General features: G+C 48.8%; 14 protein-coding genes and 1 pseudogene. 4 read left to right on the top strand and 11 right to left on the bottom strand.

Features of this window, described 5'->3' with window-relative positions:
- Nucleotides 1-441 precede the first annotated feature (441 nt).
- The 6 genes from V5T57_RS16445 to V5T57_RS16420 all read right to left on the bottom strand — a co-directional run bounded on the left by V5T57_RS16445 (nucleotide 442) and on the right by V5T57_RS16420 (nucleotide 6,380).
- On the bottom strand, nucleotides 442-2,172 hold the full coding sequence (locus V5T57_RS16445) for a nickel-dependent hydrogenase large subunit (RefSeq protein WP_332892343.1): 1,731 nt from the start codon (nucleotides 2,170-2,172) through the stop codon (nucleotides 442-444).
- A gap of 21 nt (nucleotides 2,173-2,193) precedes the next feature.
- Nucleotides 2,194-3,468, bottom strand: coding sequence for a (Fe-S)-binding protein (locus tag V5T57_RS16440; RefSeq protein WP_332892342.1), 1,275 nt, complete (start codon nucleotides 3,466-3,468; stop codon nucleotides 2,194-2,196).
- On the bottom strand, nucleotides 3,465-4,133 hold the full coding sequence (locus tag V5T57_RS16435; RefSeq protein WP_332892341.1) for a hypothetical protein: 669 nt from the start codon (nucleotides 4,131-4,133) through the stop codon (nucleotides 3,465-3,467). Before V5T57_RS16435 ends, V5T57_RS16440 begins: the two co-directional genes overlap by 4 nt.
- Nucleotides 4,130-5,230: a hydrogenase small subunit gene (locus V5T57_RS16430; RefSeq protein WP_332892340.1), complete on the bottom strand. Its 1,101-nt coding sequence runs from the start codon at nucleotides 5,228-5,230 to the stop codon at nucleotides 4,130-4,132. The genes V5T57_RS16435 and V5T57_RS16430 overlap by 4 nt, the downstream gene beginning before the upstream one ends.
- Nucleotides 5,231-5,475: 245 nt before the next feature.
- Nucleotides 5,476-5,877 (bottom strand): hydrogenase expression/formation C-terminal domain-containing protein, encoded by a 402-nt coding sequence (locus tag V5T57_RS16425; RefSeq protein WP_332892339.1) that lies wholly within the window; start codon nucleotides 5,875-5,877, stop codon nucleotides 5,476-5,478.
- On the bottom strand, nucleotides 5,874-6,380 hold the full coding sequence (locus V5T57_RS16420; RefSeq protein ID WP_332892338.1) for a HyaD/HybD family hydrogenase maturation endopeptidase: 507 nt from the start codon (nucleotides 6,378-6,380) through the stop codon (nucleotides 5,874-5,876). Before V5T57_RS16420 ends, V5T57_RS16425 begins: the two co-directional genes overlap by 4 nt.
- 420 nt (nucleotides 6,381-6,800) lie before the next feature.
- Here V5T57_RS16420 and V5T57_RS21005 point away from each other — a divergent pair.
- Both V5T57_RS21005 and V5T57_RS16415 read left to right on the top strand, forming a co-directional pair.
- Nucleotides 6,801-7,185, top strand: a pseudogene (locus V5T57_RS21005) (response regulator); the annotation flags it as partial.
- A gap of 71 nt (nucleotides 7,186-7,256) precedes the next feature.
- Nucleotides 7,257-8,285 (top strand): HD domain-containing phosphohydrolase, encoded by a 1,029-nt coding sequence (locus V5T57_RS16415; RefSeq protein ID WP_442918233.1) that lies wholly within the window; start codon nucleotides 7,257-7,259, stop codon nucleotides 8,283-8,285.
- Nucleotides 8,286-8,425: 140 nt separating this feature from the next.
- On the opposite strand, the gene hypE is transcribed toward V5T57_RS16415, so the two are convergent.
- The 5 genes from hypE to V5T57_RS16390 all read right to left on the bottom strand — a co-directional run bounded on the left by hypE (nucleotide 8,426) and on the right by V5T57_RS16390 (nucleotide 12,134).
- On the bottom strand, nucleotides 8,426-9,430 hold the full coding sequence (hypE, locus tag V5T57_RS16410; RefSeq protein ID WP_332892336.1) for a hydrogenase expression/formation protein HypE: 1,005 nt from the start codon (nucleotides 9,428-9,430) through the stop codon (nucleotides 8,426-8,428).
- Nucleotides 9,431-9,559: 129 nt separating this feature from the next.
- Nucleotides 9,560-10,654, bottom strand: a complete 1,095-nt coding sequence (gene hypD / locus V5T57_RS16405) for a hydrogenase formation protein HypD (protein ID WP_332892335.1) — start codon at nucleotides 10,652-10,654, stop codon at nucleotides 9,560-9,562.
- A complete protein-coding gene (gene hypB / locus V5T57_RS16400; protein WP_332892334.1) occupies nucleotides 10,651-11,487 on the bottom strand; it encodes a hydrogenase nickel incorporation protein HypB in 837 nt (278 codons plus the stop codon). Before hypB ends, hypD begins: the two co-directional genes overlap by 4 nt.
- Nucleotides 11,480-11,932: a hydrogenase maturation nickel metallochaperone HypA gene (hypA, locus tag V5T57_RS16395; protein ID WP_332892333.1), complete on the bottom strand. Its 453-nt coding sequence runs from the start codon at nucleotides 11,930-11,932 to the stop codon at nucleotides 11,480-11,482. Before hypA ends, hypB begins: the two co-directional genes overlap by 8 nt.
- Nucleotides 11,871-12,134 carry a HypC/HybG/HupF family hydrogenase formation chaperone gene (locus V5T57_RS16390; RefSeq protein WP_332892332.1) on the bottom strand — a complete coding sequence of 88 codons (264 nt, stop codon included), beginning with the start codon at nucleotides 12,132-12,134 and terminating at the stop codon, nucleotides 11,871-11,873. Before V5T57_RS16390 ends, hypA begins: the two co-directional genes overlap by 62 nt.
- A 505-nt stretch (nucleotides 12,135-12,639) precedes the next feature.
- Here V5T57_RS16390 and V5T57_RS16385 point away from each other — a divergent pair.
- On the top strand, nucleotides 12,640-14,964 hold the full coding sequence (locus tag V5T57_RS16385; protein WP_332892331.1) for an ABC transporter substrate-binding protein: 2,325 nt from the start codon (nucleotides 12,640-12,642) through the stop codon (nucleotides 14,962-14,964).
- Nucleotides 14,965-15,068: 104 nt separating this feature from the next.
- Nucleotides 15,069-16,124: an HD-GYP domain-containing protein gene (locus V5T57_RS16380; protein WP_332892330.1), complete on the top strand. Its 1,056-nt coding sequence runs from the start codon at nucleotides 15,069-15,071 to the stop codon at nucleotides 16,122-16,124.
- Nucleotides 16,125-16,292: the final 168 nt, after the last annotated feature.

Raw genomic sequence — 16,292 nt, 5'->3', positions numbered from 1 at the left:
AACCTCCCCCTCAACCCTCAAATATAATAAAGAATCATTCTATAACAACACCGACTAATACTGACCAAGATCAAGAATAAAAACACACTAAAAGAGTATGAAATTTAAACAACACACTTAAACTGGATTAAACAATACAGCTGTAAACCATTTCTTTTACTCGGCTTTCAAAGAAAGAAACAAGCCCATACAATAAACAGAACAACACACCTTTGAAGTTATCTTAAGACACTATAAACACATCCTCCCTACTCTGTCTTGATATAAAACAAGATCAAAAAAAATGCTGCTTTTATTGATTAGCATCAGGTAAAACACTAATAAACCGATACAACAATTTCACCAAGATCAATAACACCCACAAACCATCTCTTTTAAAATATAAAAAAGCCCCGATCTATGCATAGATCGGGGCTTTATAATAAGAAGAAGAGCGTTGAGTTAGCGTACTTTAACCTTAATACGCTCCTCACCCTCCTCATCCACAACATGTACCGCACAGGCGATGCATGGATCAAAGCTATGGATGGTACGTAAAATCTCAATGGGCTGATCAGGATTGACTAGCGGCGTGTTCTCCAGGGAAGCTTCATAGGCCCCCGCCTGCCCTTTGGAATCTCTTGGGCCTGCATTCCAGGTACTTGGCACCACAGCTTGATAGTTATCAATCTTCTGATCTTTGATAACAATGTAGTGGGCTAAACCACCACGGGGCGCTTCCATCAAACCAACCCCTTGGGCCTCTTTTGGCCAACTGGAGGGATCCCACAGTTGATCATTATGGGTTTTTAAATCTCCAGCTTTGATGTTGGCCACCAGATCATCAAACCACCCCTGCATGGCATCCGCTAGAATTTTTGTCTCCAACGTACGTGCAGCTGTACGCCCCAGTGTCGAGAAGAGTGCATCGGTTCCGACATCTAAGGTCTTCAGAGTGTGATCAACCAACTCTTTGGCCTGTTCATGCCCCGTTGCATACATCATCAACATCCGGGATAAAGGCCCAACCTCTACCGCATGACCTTTCCAACGGGGAGATTTCATCCAAGAGTAATTTTTGTCAACATCCAGATGCTTATAAGGTGCTTCCGGCCCATCATAGTTAAAGCTGGTTTCACCTTTATAGGGGTGCAAACCTTTATCTTTACCCCCTTCATAGTCATACCAACTATGGGCAATGAACTCCTGAATCTCATCATCCGCATCGGGATCAACCTCATGAATCTTGCTTAGATCCCGATTAAGAATGGCACCACGTGGAAAGAGGAAGCTGTCAGGCTCCCACATACTCTTACTGGGCAGATCGCCATAACAGAGGAAATTACCTAATCCCTCGCCATAACCCGCCCAATCTTTGTAGAACCCTGCAATGGCCAGGGTATCCGGCAAGTAAACCTGATCAACAAACATCTTCATAGAGTTGATGATGTCCTGAACTTTGGATAAGCCCACCATATCCAGAGCTGTACCCGCTTGTTGGCCACTTTTCAGGGAAATGGCAGAGGGCACGCCTCCGACCAGGAACATGGGGTGAGGGTTTTTACCCCCAAAAATGGTGTGCAGCCCCACCACATCACGCTGCCATGATAGCGCCTCAAGATAGTGCGCAAGGGCCATAAGGTTCGCCTCAGGCGGCAGCTTGTAGGCGCTATGCCCCCAATAGCCATTGGCAAAAATACCCAACTGACCACTCTTAACAAAATCCGCCACCCGCTTTTTAACATCCGCAAAATAGCCAGGGGAGGATTTAGCATACCCACTGATGCTTTGCGCCAGCTCTGATGTCGCCTTAGGATCCGCTTTTAGCGCAGAGGTGACATCCACCCAATCCAAAGCATGCAGATGGTAAAAGTGCATGACATGGTCATGAATATACTGGGCACCGATCATTAAGTTACGGATCAACTCCGCATTTTTAGGGATTTTATAATTAAGCGCATTTTCCACCGACCGTACCGAGGCAATACCGTGCACCAAGGTACAAACCCCACAGATCCGTTGGGCAAATGCCCAGGCATCTCTGGGATCCCTATTCTGCAAAATGATCTCCAGCCCCCTTACCATGGTGCCGGAAGAGTACGCCGATTCAATTTTATCCCCATTCATCTGCGCCTCAATACGCAGGTGACCCTCAATGCGGGTGATGGGATCAACAACAACACGTTCACTCATGATTTTTCTCCCATCTTAAGATTAAGCGTCTTGGGTTTTGGGGTCGGGCAGTTGCTCAGCAACCAGCTCTGTCAAGCTCACCACCTCAAGCTCTTTGTCATACTCTTCGAGCCCTTCTTCCATAATGGTTCGGCAGTTGGCACAAGCTGTGATCAACTTCTCCGCTCCAACGGCGTCAAACTGTTCTATTTTTTTAGCAAACACCTTCACCCGCAGCTCTTCCGTACGCTCAATGGCAGAAACCCCACCACCCCCACCACAGCACCAGTTGTACAGACCGGTCTCAGGGGTCTCTTCAAAGTCCTCTGAGATCATCTTAACCAGATTACGAGGCTCCTGAATAATGCCGCCACGTCGGGCGATCTGACAGGGGTCGTGGTAGGTGACTTTGACCGACTCCTTACTCACTGTTTTCAGCTTACCGGCCAAGCGTAACGCTTCAAGCACCTCAACCATGTGCTTGACTTCAAAGTCTAATTTTTGACCAATAAGATTTGGCCCTTCCCAACGCAATGCCGTGCTGGCATGCCCACATTCTGGGGTAATGACCGTTTTTACTTGCAACCGTCGTGCTTCATCTACCGTTCTCTGCACAATCTGTCTAGCCAGATCAGAAACACCAATTTGGATCCCACTATTGGTCCCTTCATAGGCTTTGCTGGACATGGTCCAACTGACACCGGCATGATCAAATATTTTGGCCAGTGCTTCAAAAATTTCAGAGAAGTACATGATCTCCATGGAAGATAGAATCACCAGATACTCTGCCCCCACCTGATCGACAGGAATAGGCAGACCACCGGCTTTCTCAGCATGGCTTATCTTGGCCTGCACCGCTTCAAAGGTAACCCCCATGGGGCTACCAATGTCGATGGTCCGACGTGTGGCACCAATGAGATTCTCTGGCGCATTGCCCGAAGCCGCCAAGCCTTCACGAAACTTACGGATCATCCCGGTGATATCATTACCCACAGGGCAAGCCAGTGTGCAACGACCACACAGAGAGCAGCCGTCGTAAGCCAGTAAAGACCACTCTTCCATCTCATCAGCATCGGGCAGATCTGCCATACCAACCAGACTTTTGAGCTTACCCAACAGGGTGTACTCACTGGCCCAGAGTTTCTCTAACGGCTTGAGTTTATTGATAGGGATATACTTGGTCTCACCTGTCTCCGAGTAGACATGGCATACCTCGGCACAGATACCACAAGAGACACAAGAAGAGAAGAAACTGGCGATGGGGGCATCCACCACCTCACGCATGACTTGTAAACCACGTTCCAGTGAGGGTTTCATGCTTCCACTCCTCTCTTACCAAAGTACTCGCCTGTATAGTAGCGGGAGAAGACGAAGGTAAACATATGACTGAGCTTGGTGAAGGGCAGAACCACCAACAACAGCTCAACCGAGGCAATATGCAAAGCCAACATCAAGCTGTAAGGTAAGACCATATGGTGATACGCCAAATAACCCGTCAACATAGGAACCAGCGACAACAGCCAGACCAGATAATCCTCAAACCCACTAAGATGGCGCTTAACAGGGCTCATTAACCGGTCAATCAACAGTGCGATTAAAGCCCCAATGGTCAGGACAGAGATAAAGTCCATAACAGGGGTTGGCAGACCAGGCCAGGAGAGACCCAGTGTATTTTTTATCTGTGCGATATGAGGGATATAAAACAACACCACAAGGATAAACCCAACGTGGAAGATATAACCCCCTATTACCGTAATAGGAACCTGTTTAACCAGACCGGGCATAGGCAGAAAACGGCGTAAAATACTCATATAGCCCTGGGCTCGATAGTCTGGAGCACGGGGTACCGCCAGATCTGCTTTACGTCCCAGCAGAACAATTTCCAAAATACGTACGCCGATCCCAATTAAGAAGATGACAACCGCCCAATCAAAACCGGCACCGCGGACAAACATTAATAGTTCGTTGCCAAACGCGCTCATTTGCCTTCCTCCAGTTCTTCCAGTGTCAACGGAGCATGGTTCTGCTTAGCGGTTGATGCTTTGGATTTACCATGCAGACCTGAGGCAACACCTGCGGCCACACCAGCAGCAGCAGCGGTAACCGCCACCCCTTTGAAGTTCGGGCTTCCCGCTGTGGAGAGAGGCTCATAGAAGCTACGGGCATCCCAGAAGTTTGGTTCTGAACAGCCAATACAACCATGGCCAGACTGGATTGGAAAACTCACCCCCTGGTTCCACTTAATGGTGGCACACGCGTTATAGGTGGTAGGCCCTTTACAGCCAAGCTTGAACAAGCACCACCCTTTTTGTGCCCCTTCATCATCAAAGGAGTCTGCAAACAGCCCTTGGTCATAAAAAGTCCGGCGATAGCAACGGTCATGAACCGTATCACCATAGAAAGCTTTAGGGCGCTTAAGCTCATCAAGCTCAGGCAGTTCACCTAAGGTTAGGTAGTGGGCCAGAATACCGGTAATCACCACCGGAATGGGTGGACAGCCCGGTACATTAATGACCGGCTTATCGGTAATAATCTGGTCAACCGCAACAGCCCCTGTGGGGTTTGGGTTGGCCTGGGGCAAACCACCAAATGCCGCACAGCTACCCACTGAAACAATGGCTGCAGCATGCTTGGCGGTCTCTTTGAGCATGGTCAGATTATCAATGCCAGCAATGGTCGAATAGTTAGGATTCTTCATGGGAATAGAGCCATCGACAATCAGAATAAACTGACCATCATTGGCCTGCATGGCGTGCTCACGTGCTTGCTCAGCTGCATCACCTGACGCCGCCTGCAAGGTGTGGTGATAGTCCAAAGAGATGGTATCAAGAATCAACCCCTCCAAGGATGGAGAGTGAGAACGGGTTAAAGCCTCGGTACAGCCAGTGCACTCTTGAAAAGAGAGCCAGATGACAGAAGGTCGTTTTACCTTCTCCATTTTTTCTGCCATGGCCTGAGCTGCCGAAGGGGGCAGAGAGAGCATGGATGCTGTGGCTGCACAAAATTTCATAAAGCTTCGGCGACTAACACCACGAAGGCGTAGCGCTTCGCCCAGAGTTTGCGAGTTTAGGTCAGACATGGGCACCTCCTACAAAATCGGAACGGTTCCCCCCCATAACCTGCTGTTGCTTTCTGAACACCCCATTCAGAAGCTCTTACACATCTTTTCTGTATCCCAACAACACACGCCCCGGTTTTGTCCGAAGCTCTTTATTATGTACATCTGTCACCGTACGCCCGATGACGGGAAAAGATGATTTTACCCTTACTTAAAAGGGTCCTTCTCGCACATATGGTCCGCTAACTTTTGCCCCGCAACTCCTTTTATTCCTTGTTCAGATAAGCCTCAACAGTTAAAAGCCCACTGGATAGATCTTCCTGTGGGGTCAACATAATTTCAGGTATACGGGTTACTTCCAATAGCCTAGCGCCCCCTTTACCATCGGCACTATGGTGGGTAACCAACCAGACCCCCGCTATGGAAGTCTCTTCAATTAAACTCTCACCTGTGGCATCAAGCCGGGCAGAAACCTCACCCTTACCCAGCAACAGCAGCAGTTGCTTGGTCATACAGCCATCCAGGGGCTCACGCTCCAGATCAATGACACTGGGCACCCCCTCCTCGGCCAAACGCTTTAAACCATCGGCCATCAGGCGCAGCACACCTTTAATCGGGGCCGCGAGCTGAAGATCCGAGGTTAACGGAGACTCCTGTTGCCAGTTCATGCCGCAGCGTCCAGCTTGGTTAGGTGACCTTCGCCATGCCATTGATCCAACAGTTGACACACCTCCCGCAGAATTTGCGGCATGGCCGCCTCAACCGCAGGGGTCAACCCTTCGCCCATTTCAATAGTATGCGGTTCTACCGCGACCAACGCCCGATCTTGGGGCAAGCTGCCGGCTAAACGGGCCATATCCAACAGGTCCAGCAAACCCAGTTCGTGCACGCTTCCTTTACGGATACGGAACAGTTCATCAATACCCTCATTGTGCCAAACTTTGACCGTCCCTGGCTGGGCACGAAATTTACTGGCATCCAGCACCACAAGCCGCTTAGCCGCTTCAACTTGCGGAGAGAGCGCAAAGCCGATGGTGCCTCCATCGATAAAAGAGAGATAAGGGCAGTCGGATAAAAGGGATTCCAACGCCCGAACGGCCAGCACACCGACCCCTTCATCCTTCTGGATGGTATTACCAATCCCCAGAATAAGCGTTTGCTCTGCAGTCATGATCCCCTACCCAGCCAAGCTTTTGGCATGCAACCCATTTTTTTAAAGATAATTATTACTTAGGTCTAATATATAGAAACCCTCATAAACAGTCAATAAAATATAAGAAGCAACACATTGAAATTTAATATATTTTTCCCGTGAATACAGAACCAAATCCATGCCGTTTCTTGACTGATACACAACTGTCACCCATCCGTAATATGCCTTTTTTCATTTTCAGGCCTACACCCTTCTCAAAATAGAACAAGGCTGCGCATCACTAAACTTTAATACGCCCATTAAAGTTCTCTATCCATAAATACTGCCTGCTCTCTCTATAAATATAGGATGATTGAGACAATGACCTTTTTTACGGCATAATGCATGCTTCAGGGAAAAAGACCCTATTGACTTGGCAACCACGCAAAAAGGCCACTCATGCACAACAGTGACGAAAAACCGATCATTCTACTGGTGGATGACACACCAGAGAATCTGGATGTTTTAAGCGGCATCTTGCGAGACGACTATAAGGTTAAGGTTGCCATTAGTGGTGAGCGCGCCCTTAAAATCGCCAAGACAGAACCCTATCCAGACCTGATCTTGCTTGATGTTATGATGCCGGAGATGGACGGTTTTGAAGTGTGCCAAAAGCTCAAGTCTTCTGAGATCACAAAAAATATCCCCGTCATTTTTGTTACCGCCAAAACAGAGGTGGTCGACGAGAAATACGGCTTTGAACTCGGTGCTGTGGATTATATGACCAAGCCGGTCAATCCAGATCTTGTCAAAGTTCGGGTCAACACCCACGTCCAGCTTTATCAAAAACAGTTTGAGAACCAGAAACTGGCCCAAGAAAATCGAGAAATTTTGGATAAAACCCTCGTGGGAGCCATGCGCGGCATTTCTCACCTGCTCTCTTGGGCCAACCCGTCTGCCTACTTACGTGCCGCACGCTTGCGCGCCTTTATGGAAGGCATGGTTGAAGAGTTACAGATCAAAGGGGGGTGGCAGCTCAACCTAGCGGCAACACTTTCGCAAATTGGTTGTGTGGCCCTGCCCAAAGAGGAAATTGCCCAATTTAACAGTGGTCGGGGCGTCTCTGTTAAATATCTTAATCTGTTCCGTAAACACCCAGAGATCGGTGCCCAAACACTGGCCAGCGTACCACGTATGGGTACGGTATCCCGTATCGTCAAACACCAAAACGACCCCTTACCTGAATCGGAGAGCTACCCTGAAGCTTTGGAGAAACGGGGTATTTACCTGCTGGGACGTCAGGTACTGAAACTACTGCTGGATTTTGACCATAAACTGCTCGGGGAAAAGTCCACCCGCGCTTTAAAGTCCATGGCCAAAGATGAGCAGTACGACACCCTTTTGGTTGAAGCTTTAGAGCGGGTCATTAGCAAAATGGAGTGGATTTCCTGCGCTTTGGAACCCAAGAAGATGATGCCTGGCATGGTGCTGGAAGAGAGTGTCGCCTTACCCAATAAAACAGGCGTACTCAGAAAAGGGACGGTGCTGGATCAGCACACGGTTGGACGCATAATGGTGGCCTTTGATGACCCAATGGACTTCAGCTTATTACGGGTCAAGGTTCCTTTTAAGGTAGATGCTGATGGTAACTTACCGATTTCACCCGTACTTTTTCAAGCTGCAAGCTGTGAGCTTGAGGACAAACCAAAACGAGAAGTGCCCAAGATCTTAGTTGACCCCTTGATCAAAAAGCTCTTTGCTGCGGTCAAAGATGATGACCCAATCGCTCAAGAGAGTTGCGATAAGCTGCTGGAGTGCCTGGCCAACACTGAGGCAGAATCCATTATTCAACAGATTCATGCTCAGGTTCATGCCTACGACTTTCCTTCCGCCGTTGGGCTGGTTCATGAACTTGCTGAAACTGTTGAGATCTCACTGGAATAACCACCGGCCTAAGGGGGATGCCATAGGGGTTAGAGACAAACCCTTATTGTTTTGTTGGGTAAACAGATCCTGACCTACCAGTGGTTCACCAGAGAAGGTGTATAGGTGCAGCGACAGACACCACAAACAAAGCATCGCTCCTAACAGATCCTGGGCAGGGGATCATCTTCCAGCTCCAACAACATACGCTCGCCACCAAGCTCTGTTTCTACAATCGCCTGAGCCTGACCGGTTTCAACGCTACCCACAATCGCCGCCTCTGTCGCACCTGCCCCGTGCATGGCCATGAGTGCCTGCTCAGCCTCTTCAGCAGAGACCACAGCCACGACACGCCCCTCACACGCCAAATAATAGGGATCATACCCCAAAATTTCACAGACAGCTTTAACTGGCTCTCGTACCGGTAGCGCAGCCTCCAAAAGACGAACTTTCAAACCTGTGGATTGCGCCAGTTCATGGGAGACGGTTGCAATGCCACCCCGTGTAGGGTCCCGCATAAAACGAACCCCGGACATACCCCGCAAAGCCTGGGTAATGGGGAGTACCGATGCAGCATCGGACCGCAGATCACCGCGTAAGCCAAAATCCTCTCGCGCCAACATGACCGCAGTACCATGGTCCCCTACAGGCCCACTTACCAACAGCTTGTCACCCGCTTGAATATGCGCCATGGACAGTTCGACATGATGAGGGCGTACACCAATACCTGCCGTGGCAAAATAGACCCCGCCCCCTTCACCCCGTCGTAAAATCTTGGTATCTCCGGCAACAATGCGCACCCCTGCATCCCGTGCAGCATCCGCCATTGAAGCAACAAGACGCCTCAATAAAGCGACCTCTGTTCCCTCTTCAATAAAGGCGTTCAAGGTTAAAGAGACAGGATCTGCCCCAGCCACAGACAGATCATTGACCGTACCGTGCACCGCGAGAGAACCGATATCCCCACCAGGGAATTCCAAAGGCTGCACGGTAAAACCATCGGTTGTGGTAAGCAGTTGTCCATCAAAGGGTAAAGTGACAGGTGCGGCATCCAACTGGGTGTTAGGACCGACATCCCCTAACCCACCCGCAAAGATCTCACTGATCAACTCATGCATAAAACGCCCACCATTACCGTGCGCCAACAGAATATGCGTGTGTTCCATGAATAGACCTCTTGCTTGAGTCAGACACCAAAAGTCAGCAGGTTAAAGCTGGAAAAAAACACCATTTGGGGTTGTTTCCATAAGCCGCCCACACCCACCGATCTCTCATCGTGAAAAAACAGGTATTACTTACGCGTTTGTGGATTTTCTAACACCACCGCTCCACCAGATGCGGCAAGCGCCTTCATCCGATACCATGCATGGACCAACGGGGGTTCTTGGGGTACAAGCAGCTTCATAAAGACGGCAAGCAACAGGTTCCATTTTACCCAAAACAACACTGGCACAGTCACAGCCTGGGGGCATTTCTGAATCCCCTTCATCCCGATCCTGATGGGGAAAACGCTGACGTGCATCCCATGCCCCAAACTCAGCTCGGATCTGATAACCAGAAGCGGGAATGGTACCCACACCGCGCCAAGGTGAATCCACCACTTCAAACACTTTTTCCAAAATCCCTTTTGCTGTGGGATTTCCCCCTGCTTTCACCACTTCTGGGTAGCAGTTATCCAACATCGGCTTGCCTTCAGCCTTCTGACGCATGACCGAATAGAAAGCTGCAACCAGGGATTCTGGCTGAAAACCAGCAACCGCAGCAGGAATACCATGTTTTTCCCAAACAAATGACCACTCTTCGGGCCCCATAACTGTAGAGACATGGCCCGGAGCCACCAAACAGTCAAAACCAGGCTCCCCACTATCCAGCAGCATCGCCACGGCTGGCCACGTCAACCGCCCTGACAGCCACACGGTTAGGTTCTTGGGGGGCCCCTCTGCAATCATGGCCGCAACCGGCGCCATGGTAGTCTCAAAGCCTGCTGCAAAGAACACCACCTCTCGGTCAGGGTTCTGCTTGGCCAAGGCCACCGCTTCCATGGGTGAAGCCACCGGGCGAACATCCGCACCATTCGCATGAGCTTGCTCTAAAGAACGGACCTCTGCATGGCCTCGATTAATGGGTACCCGCAACATGTCACCAAAGGCACAAAGTAGAACCTTATCTTCCATCCCCAAGCGGATCGCCGCATGGATATCCCCTTCAGGACAGATACAGACAGGGCATCCAGGCCCAGGAACCAGTTTAACAAAGTCAGGTAAAATGCCCCGTAGGCCTGCCATGGTAATGGAACGTTCATGGCCACCACAGACATTCATGATGGCGAGCTTGCCTTCGGGTTGAGGAAGCTTTTTAAGCTTATCTAACCATACTTTGGCATCGCTCATGATGAGGCACCATGATGATGGTGGTGATGGTGATGATCGTCATGGGCATGCCCCTCATCCCCGTCATGGTGATGGTGGTGATGTCCACCTTCAGGCAGTGCCGCCACTTTTACTCGATGATCAGCCATCGCCTGACGCAACCAATTAAACCAAGCATCCATACCGATATTTTTTCGGGCTGAAATTTCCATGATCGGAGCGCCATTGGCCAAAGCGCGTAAATTTTTCTCTGCTTTGGCTGGCTCAAAATCATCCAGCACAGCCAAGAGATCACATTTGCTCAAGAGCATCAGCTCAGCCTGGCGAAACATCACTGGGTATTTACTGGGCTTGTCGTCACCTTCGGTCACTGACAGCAACACCACGTCATGATGGTGCCCTAAGTCAAATCCCGCCGGACAGACCAAATTACCAACATTCTCTACAAACAGCAGGTCAAGCTCTTCCAAATTCAATTCATGCAGTGCGTCATGGACCATCCCTGCATCCAGATGACAAGCATTGCCTGTGGCAATTTGTACAGCGGGAACCCCTTGAGCTCGAATGCGCTCCGCATCATTTTCCGTCTCAAGGTCCCCTTCCACCACCGCAATGCGGATCTCATCTTTTAGTGCGGCAATGGTGGCTTCCAACAAGGCTGTTTTGCCAGAGCCGGGCGAAGACATAAGATTAACCGCCAAAACCCGGTGGCCATCAAAATGAACTCGGTTATGGGCAGCTCGACGGTCATTATTGGCCATCAAACCTTCCATCACAGCAACGGTTTCCGTGCTGTGGTGACCATCCGCCTCGGTCGTTCCGGGGGTGAGATTACATCCACAGGTATCACACATCTGGTTTCACCTTATCTTCGTTTTCTGCCGTTTCATCAACGGCATCATCCTTCTCCAACTCCAGAGAAGACATAATCAGTTCATCACCACTTTCAACCCGCGTTTGCCACCCTCCGCAGGCAGGACACAACAACTTGTTCGTTGGGACCTCCCCCCGCTCACCGCACTCGTTACAGACAACGATGACAGGTGCCCGTTCTGTAATAAGCTCAGCCCCTTCCGCCACGGTCCCGGCCGAAGCCACCGTAAAGGCCGAGGCGATCAAATCTGGCTCAGCCCCACTTAAGGGGCCAACCTGTAGGGTAATACGGGTAACCAAAGTGGCTTGATTTTGCTCAGCAACCCGTTGCACTTGATCCAAAAGCCCATAACAGAGGGAGAGCTCATGCATCGGATGGTCCTGATCGGGAGGGGTCAGCACCATCAAGAACAGCCATGGTTTCATCCAGCAGTTCCCAAGTGGATCGGGCTTCTGCCTCACTCATCTTTTGAATGGCATATCCCACATGTACCATCACATGATCACCTGGCTCGATGGTCTCATGCTGCAGCATAAACAGGCTTACCTCACGGGTAACGCCTTTTGCGGCACATTGAGCCAAAAAACCATCCACACTTGTCACTTCCATAGGAATGCCCAGACACATGGGGCACGCTCCTTCATTTGATGTTTGAAGAGGGTGTTTAAAATGGATTAAAGAAAGGGTCTATCATCATCTTTAAAAAAGGGGGCACACAAAAAACAGTAAGCCAAGCCCCCCTACCGGTGCAAATCGTTTTTTATTATAGGTTATAGAAAGTTATACATTTCAAACATGTATGGTGCACGTTTATTATATGACTGTAAAATTTCTATCTGTTTTCATACATTAAGAAATCAGACAACCTAAACATAGTTTATCCGTACTGTCGCTAGCGATAAGACACACACACCCACTTTCTACAGCATAATAATGTTTAATGGTGACAAATTTACATGAACCATCATTAAGGCCTGCGACTCCAAAAGACTACAGGTTATGACATAAAAAGAGGGCGCAGCCTAACTAAACCATATAACAGTGGATTTTAACGTGCTGTTTCTCCACAATCATTTATGTAGGAAAAAGGTAAGATAAAGCTATCTACATCATCGTCATACGGAACCGCTACATGGAACGGTTGCTTCCCTTAATTATTGCTGGACTCTTTCTCTTACCAGCCACCTCTGCTCTGGCTCTGGATCGTGTATCCCTGCAACTGCGCTGGGATCATCAATTTCAATTTGCAGGTTATTACGCCGCGCATTGGATGGGTTTTTACAAAGATGCAGGGTTGGATGTCGACATTCGATCTGCCTTTCAAACCAGCGCGCCTCTACTCAAACCCACCAAAGAGGTCGCTGAACAGCGTGCTGATTTTGGTGTGGGTGCTGCAGATATTCTGGTTGCCGCAGATCAGGGTTCACAGTTGGTGGTTACCGCCTCTATTTTTCAGCAAAGTCCAACCGCTATTTTTTTACGACCCGGCTTAAAGATATCCCACCCTAAACAGTTAGAAGGCCTAAATATACGTCACTTTACTGGTGATATTCCCCATGTTGAACTGGGTGCCTTATTGCGAAAATATGGGGCTAATTTCTCTAAACTGCCTCCCTCTTTAGACCGGCGTGACAACCTCAATAGTAAAATGCTTTTTGCAGGAAATATTGATGCCTTTCCTGGCTATCTTTTTTCTGTTCTGTGGGAAGCCAAGCAACAAGGTCAAGCTATTGAGCAGTTACACCCGGCCAATTTTGGCATTCATTTTATGGGAGACTCCATTTTTACCAGCAGAAAGATGCTGGAAAATGATCGAGATAAGGTAACCCGTTTTGTTACCGCATCTTTAAAAGGGTGGCGTTATGCACTGGATCATCCCCGGGAAATTGCCCTTCGTATTTCCCAAATGTCTCGCACCCATCCCCTGACAGACCGAGAAGGATTTAACCTGTTTCTGGCCGATCAAGTCAGAAGATTAACCCACTACCCGGTTATTCCTTTAGGGCAGCTCAATAACGAACGTTGGGCACAGATGCATCAACAATTAAAAGATAGTGGACTGGTCAAAGGAACATTTGATCCAACCCTCTTTTTATTCGACCCACAGCAAGAAGAGATTCAAAGACAGCAGGGCTTGATTTATCTCATCAGCAGTGGGTCCCTTTTGCTGCTTGCTATCATTCTAAGTGTCGTTTTTTGGAACCGGACTTTACGCAACCGAGTAGAGTTACGTACGGAGCAGTTAAGCAGTAGTGAAGCACGCTACCGTACCCTTTTTGAGACCATTGAGGTTGGTGTGGCTGTTTACAAACCGATCCAAGATGGTGCAGATTTTATTTTTCATGATTTAAATCGCCATGGCGAGCAGGTTTGTCAAACTTCTAGAGAAGCCTTAATGGGCCAACGTGTTACACAGGTTTTTCCATCCATTAAGGAGATGGGCCTGTTTGAGCTGTTTCAGCAGGTCCACCAAGATGGCAAATCGCGTGTACTACCGACCACGCTATATGATGATAAGAAGATCACCTTGTGGGTAGAAAACCGTGTATTCGCCCTTCCCAATGGTGAGATTATTGCGGTCTACGCAGACCAGACCGAACGACGCAACCAAGAGCAGCAACTGAAACTGACCCTTGAAGAGCTGCAACAGGCCAATGATAAACTGCGTGCGCACCAAAGAGAGGTTGAGCGCCTTAATACAGAGTTGGAAAACCGAATTAATGATGAGGTTGAGAAGAATCGCCAAAAAGATGTGCTCATGATGCACCAAGCCCGCTTGGCGGCCATGGGGGAAATGATGGGGAATATTGCCCACCAATGGCGCCAACCTATTTCAGCACTGGGCCTGATGATTCATAATTTACGTGATCAACATGCGGATAATGAACTCACCGAAGAGATTATGAATGACAAGTGCAATCAGGTGATGGGCCTGGTTAAAAATATGTCTCGCACCATTGATGATTTCCGCAACTTCTTTAAACCTGACAGGGTGATGGAGCCCTTTGATCTGCCCGATGCAACAGCCCAGGCTATTGAATTGGTACGCAGTGCTATGAACCACCATGAGATCTGTGTGGAATTGACCGACAGTGAGCCCCTACAGGTTATGGGCTATACCCGTGAATTTTGCCAAGTGGTGCTGGTGGTATTAAGTAACGCCAAAGATGCCATTTTAGATCATGCGCAACGGCAAGAAAAAGGTTGGATTGGCCTAAGCATTCATACACAAGATGCGTGGGCAGAGCTGCGTATTAAAGATAATGGGGGCGGCATTGAAGCGGCGATCTTAGAGAAGATCTTTGATCCATACTTCACCACCAAAGATGACAACCGCGGTACAGGTATTGGCCTATATATGGGCCGTATGATTATTACTGAACATATGAATGGTCAGATCGAAGCACGCAATGGCCCCCAGGGTGCTGAGTTTATCTTACGCCTACCCTTGGCTTGAAGCTTAGACATAAAAAGAAGTGGTTTACCGTATAAGCCGTTTTTTTTAAAACATCTTTCAGGTTATTTCTTTGAAGCTAACATTCTAACGACCGAGCCACTGTTATGCATCGCGACAAAGCCAATCAAGAGATATCAGAACAGGAGCTCATGGCACAAATACAAGCGCTGGGTGAGACCCCGAGCTCGGATATCTCTACCCAGCCGCTCCCTTCCCTGCATAAACGTTGGAACCATCTGCAAGAAGCCAGTTCACTGGTCGTCAAAGCAAAAAGTGCGGTCTCCCAAGCCATACAGCACATCCGCCAAGAGGGAGGGGTGGATATTTTAAGTATGCGGCAAGCTGTACAGGGTATGGTGACCTCAATTATTGAAGATGAACTGAGTTTATTAACCCTTTCAACCTTAACCCGCAAACATGACCGTATCTTTAGTCACTCGATGAATGTTGCCGTCTATTTAATGGCCCTGTACAAGCGGCAGGGAAAAAGTGAACAAGAGATTCAAGATATTGGTGTTATTGGCCTGCGACATGATATTGGCTATGCCAAACTTCCGGATGAAATTGCCAATCTAAACAGACCAAGCAACAAACAGGAAGCTTTACTACGCCGCTCCCATGTAGACCTTTCTGTGGTGATCATGCAACGCCATAGCACATTAAAGCCAGAACTGGCAGATGTGGTGGCGCAACACCATGAACATTTGGATGGCAGCGGCTATCCAAAAGCCCTTAAAGCTCAGCAAATCAGCTGGGTTGGCCGAGCTTCAGCCATTGTGGATGCTTATGACAGCTACAACGCAACCCACAGCAAACAAGTACTTCAGGAACCCAAGGCCGGGTTGCGCTTTCTTTTAAAACTCAGTGAAACAAAATATGATCGCACCATTGTTGAGAGCTTTATTCAATGCATTGGTGTCTACCCTGTGGGTACCATTGTGCAGCTGGCAGGGGGCTCTATAGGCATCGTTGCACTCATCAATCGGGACACGCTACTCCACCCGGTCATTCGCGTTGTGCAAGACCGTGGTCAAGCACCGTTAACGTCTGAAAATCTCGTTAATTTGGCTGATTTCCAAAATCAGAAGAACTACACCATCGTTAAAGAGTTACCCCATCACGCCCTGCCTCACCCCGCACAGAGTTACCTGCCGATCTAAGCGGAATTTTGTGCCATTTGAGAACAGACATGCCTTATTTATTCTTTTTAACTGGCTTAAATTAAGCCTATTTCACACACGGCTCTGGGCGAAGCGAGTCAAACCAAACCGCTTCAAAACAGACTTTTTATACTTATCAATTGGAACCAAGCTTAGAGGTTTGTAGCG

The sequence above is a fragment of the Magnetococcus sp. PR-3 genome (genome assembly GCF_036689865.1).
GTDB lineage: Bacteria > Pseudomonadota > Magnetococcia > Magnetococcales > Magnetococcaceae > Magnetococcus.
This window is presented reverse-complemented; position numbering and strand designations above follow the sequence as displayed.

Coding starts and splice junctions, on each gene's coding strand:
- V5T57_RS16445 (WP_332892343.1), bottom strand. CDS start 2,172: ATGAGTGAACGTGTTGTTGTTGATCCCATCACCCGCATTGAGGGTCAC.
- V5T57_RS16440 (WP_332892342.1), bottom strand. CDS start 3,468: ATGAAACCCTCACTGGAACGTGGTTTACAAGTCATGCGTGAGGTGGTG.
- V5T57_RS16435 (WP_332892341.1), bottom strand. CDS start 4,133: ATGAGCGCGTTTGGCAACGAACTATTAATGTTTGTCCGCGGTGCCGGT.
- V5T57_RS16430 (WP_332892340.1), bottom strand. CDS start 5,230: ATGTCTGACCTAAACTCGCAAACTCTGGGCGAAGCGCTACGCCTTCGT.
- V5T57_RS16425 (WP_332892339.1), bottom strand. CDS start 5,877: ATGAACTGGCAACAGGAGTCTCCGTTAACCTCGGATCTTCAGCTCGCG.
- V5T57_RS16420 (WP_332892338.1), bottom strand. CDS start 6,380: ATGACTGCAGAGCAAACGCTTATTCTGGGGATTGGTAATACCATCCAG.
- V5T57_RS16415 (WP_442918233.1), top strand. CDS start 7,257: ATGCGCGGCATTTCTCACCTGCTCTCTTGGGCCAACCCGTCTGCCTAC.
- hypE (WP_332892336.1), bottom strand. CDS start 9,430: ATGGAACACACGCATATTCTGTTGGCGCACGGTAATGGTGGGCGTTTT.
- hypD (WP_332892335.1), bottom strand. CDS start 10,654: ATGAGCGATGCCAAAGTATGGTTAGATAAGCTTAAAAAGCTTCCTCAA.
- hypB (WP_332892334.1), bottom strand. CDS start 11,487: ATGTGTGATACCTGTGGATGTAATCTCACCCCCGGAACGACCGAGGCG.
- hypA (WP_332892333.1), bottom strand. CDS start 11,932: ATGAAACCATGGCTGTTCTTGATGGTGCTGACCCCTCCCGATCAGGAC.
- V5T57_RS16390 (WP_332892332.1), bottom strand. CDS start 12,134: ATGTGTCTGGGCATTCCTATGGAAGTGACAAGTGTGGATGGTTTTTTG.
- V5T57_RS16385 (WP_332892331.1), top strand. CDS start 12,640: ATGGAACGGTTGCTTCCCTTAATTATTGCTGGACTCTTTCTCTTACCA.
- V5T57_RS16380 (WP_332892330.1), top strand. CDS start 15,069: ATGCATCGCGACAAAGCCAATCAAGAGATATCAGAACAGGAGCTCATG.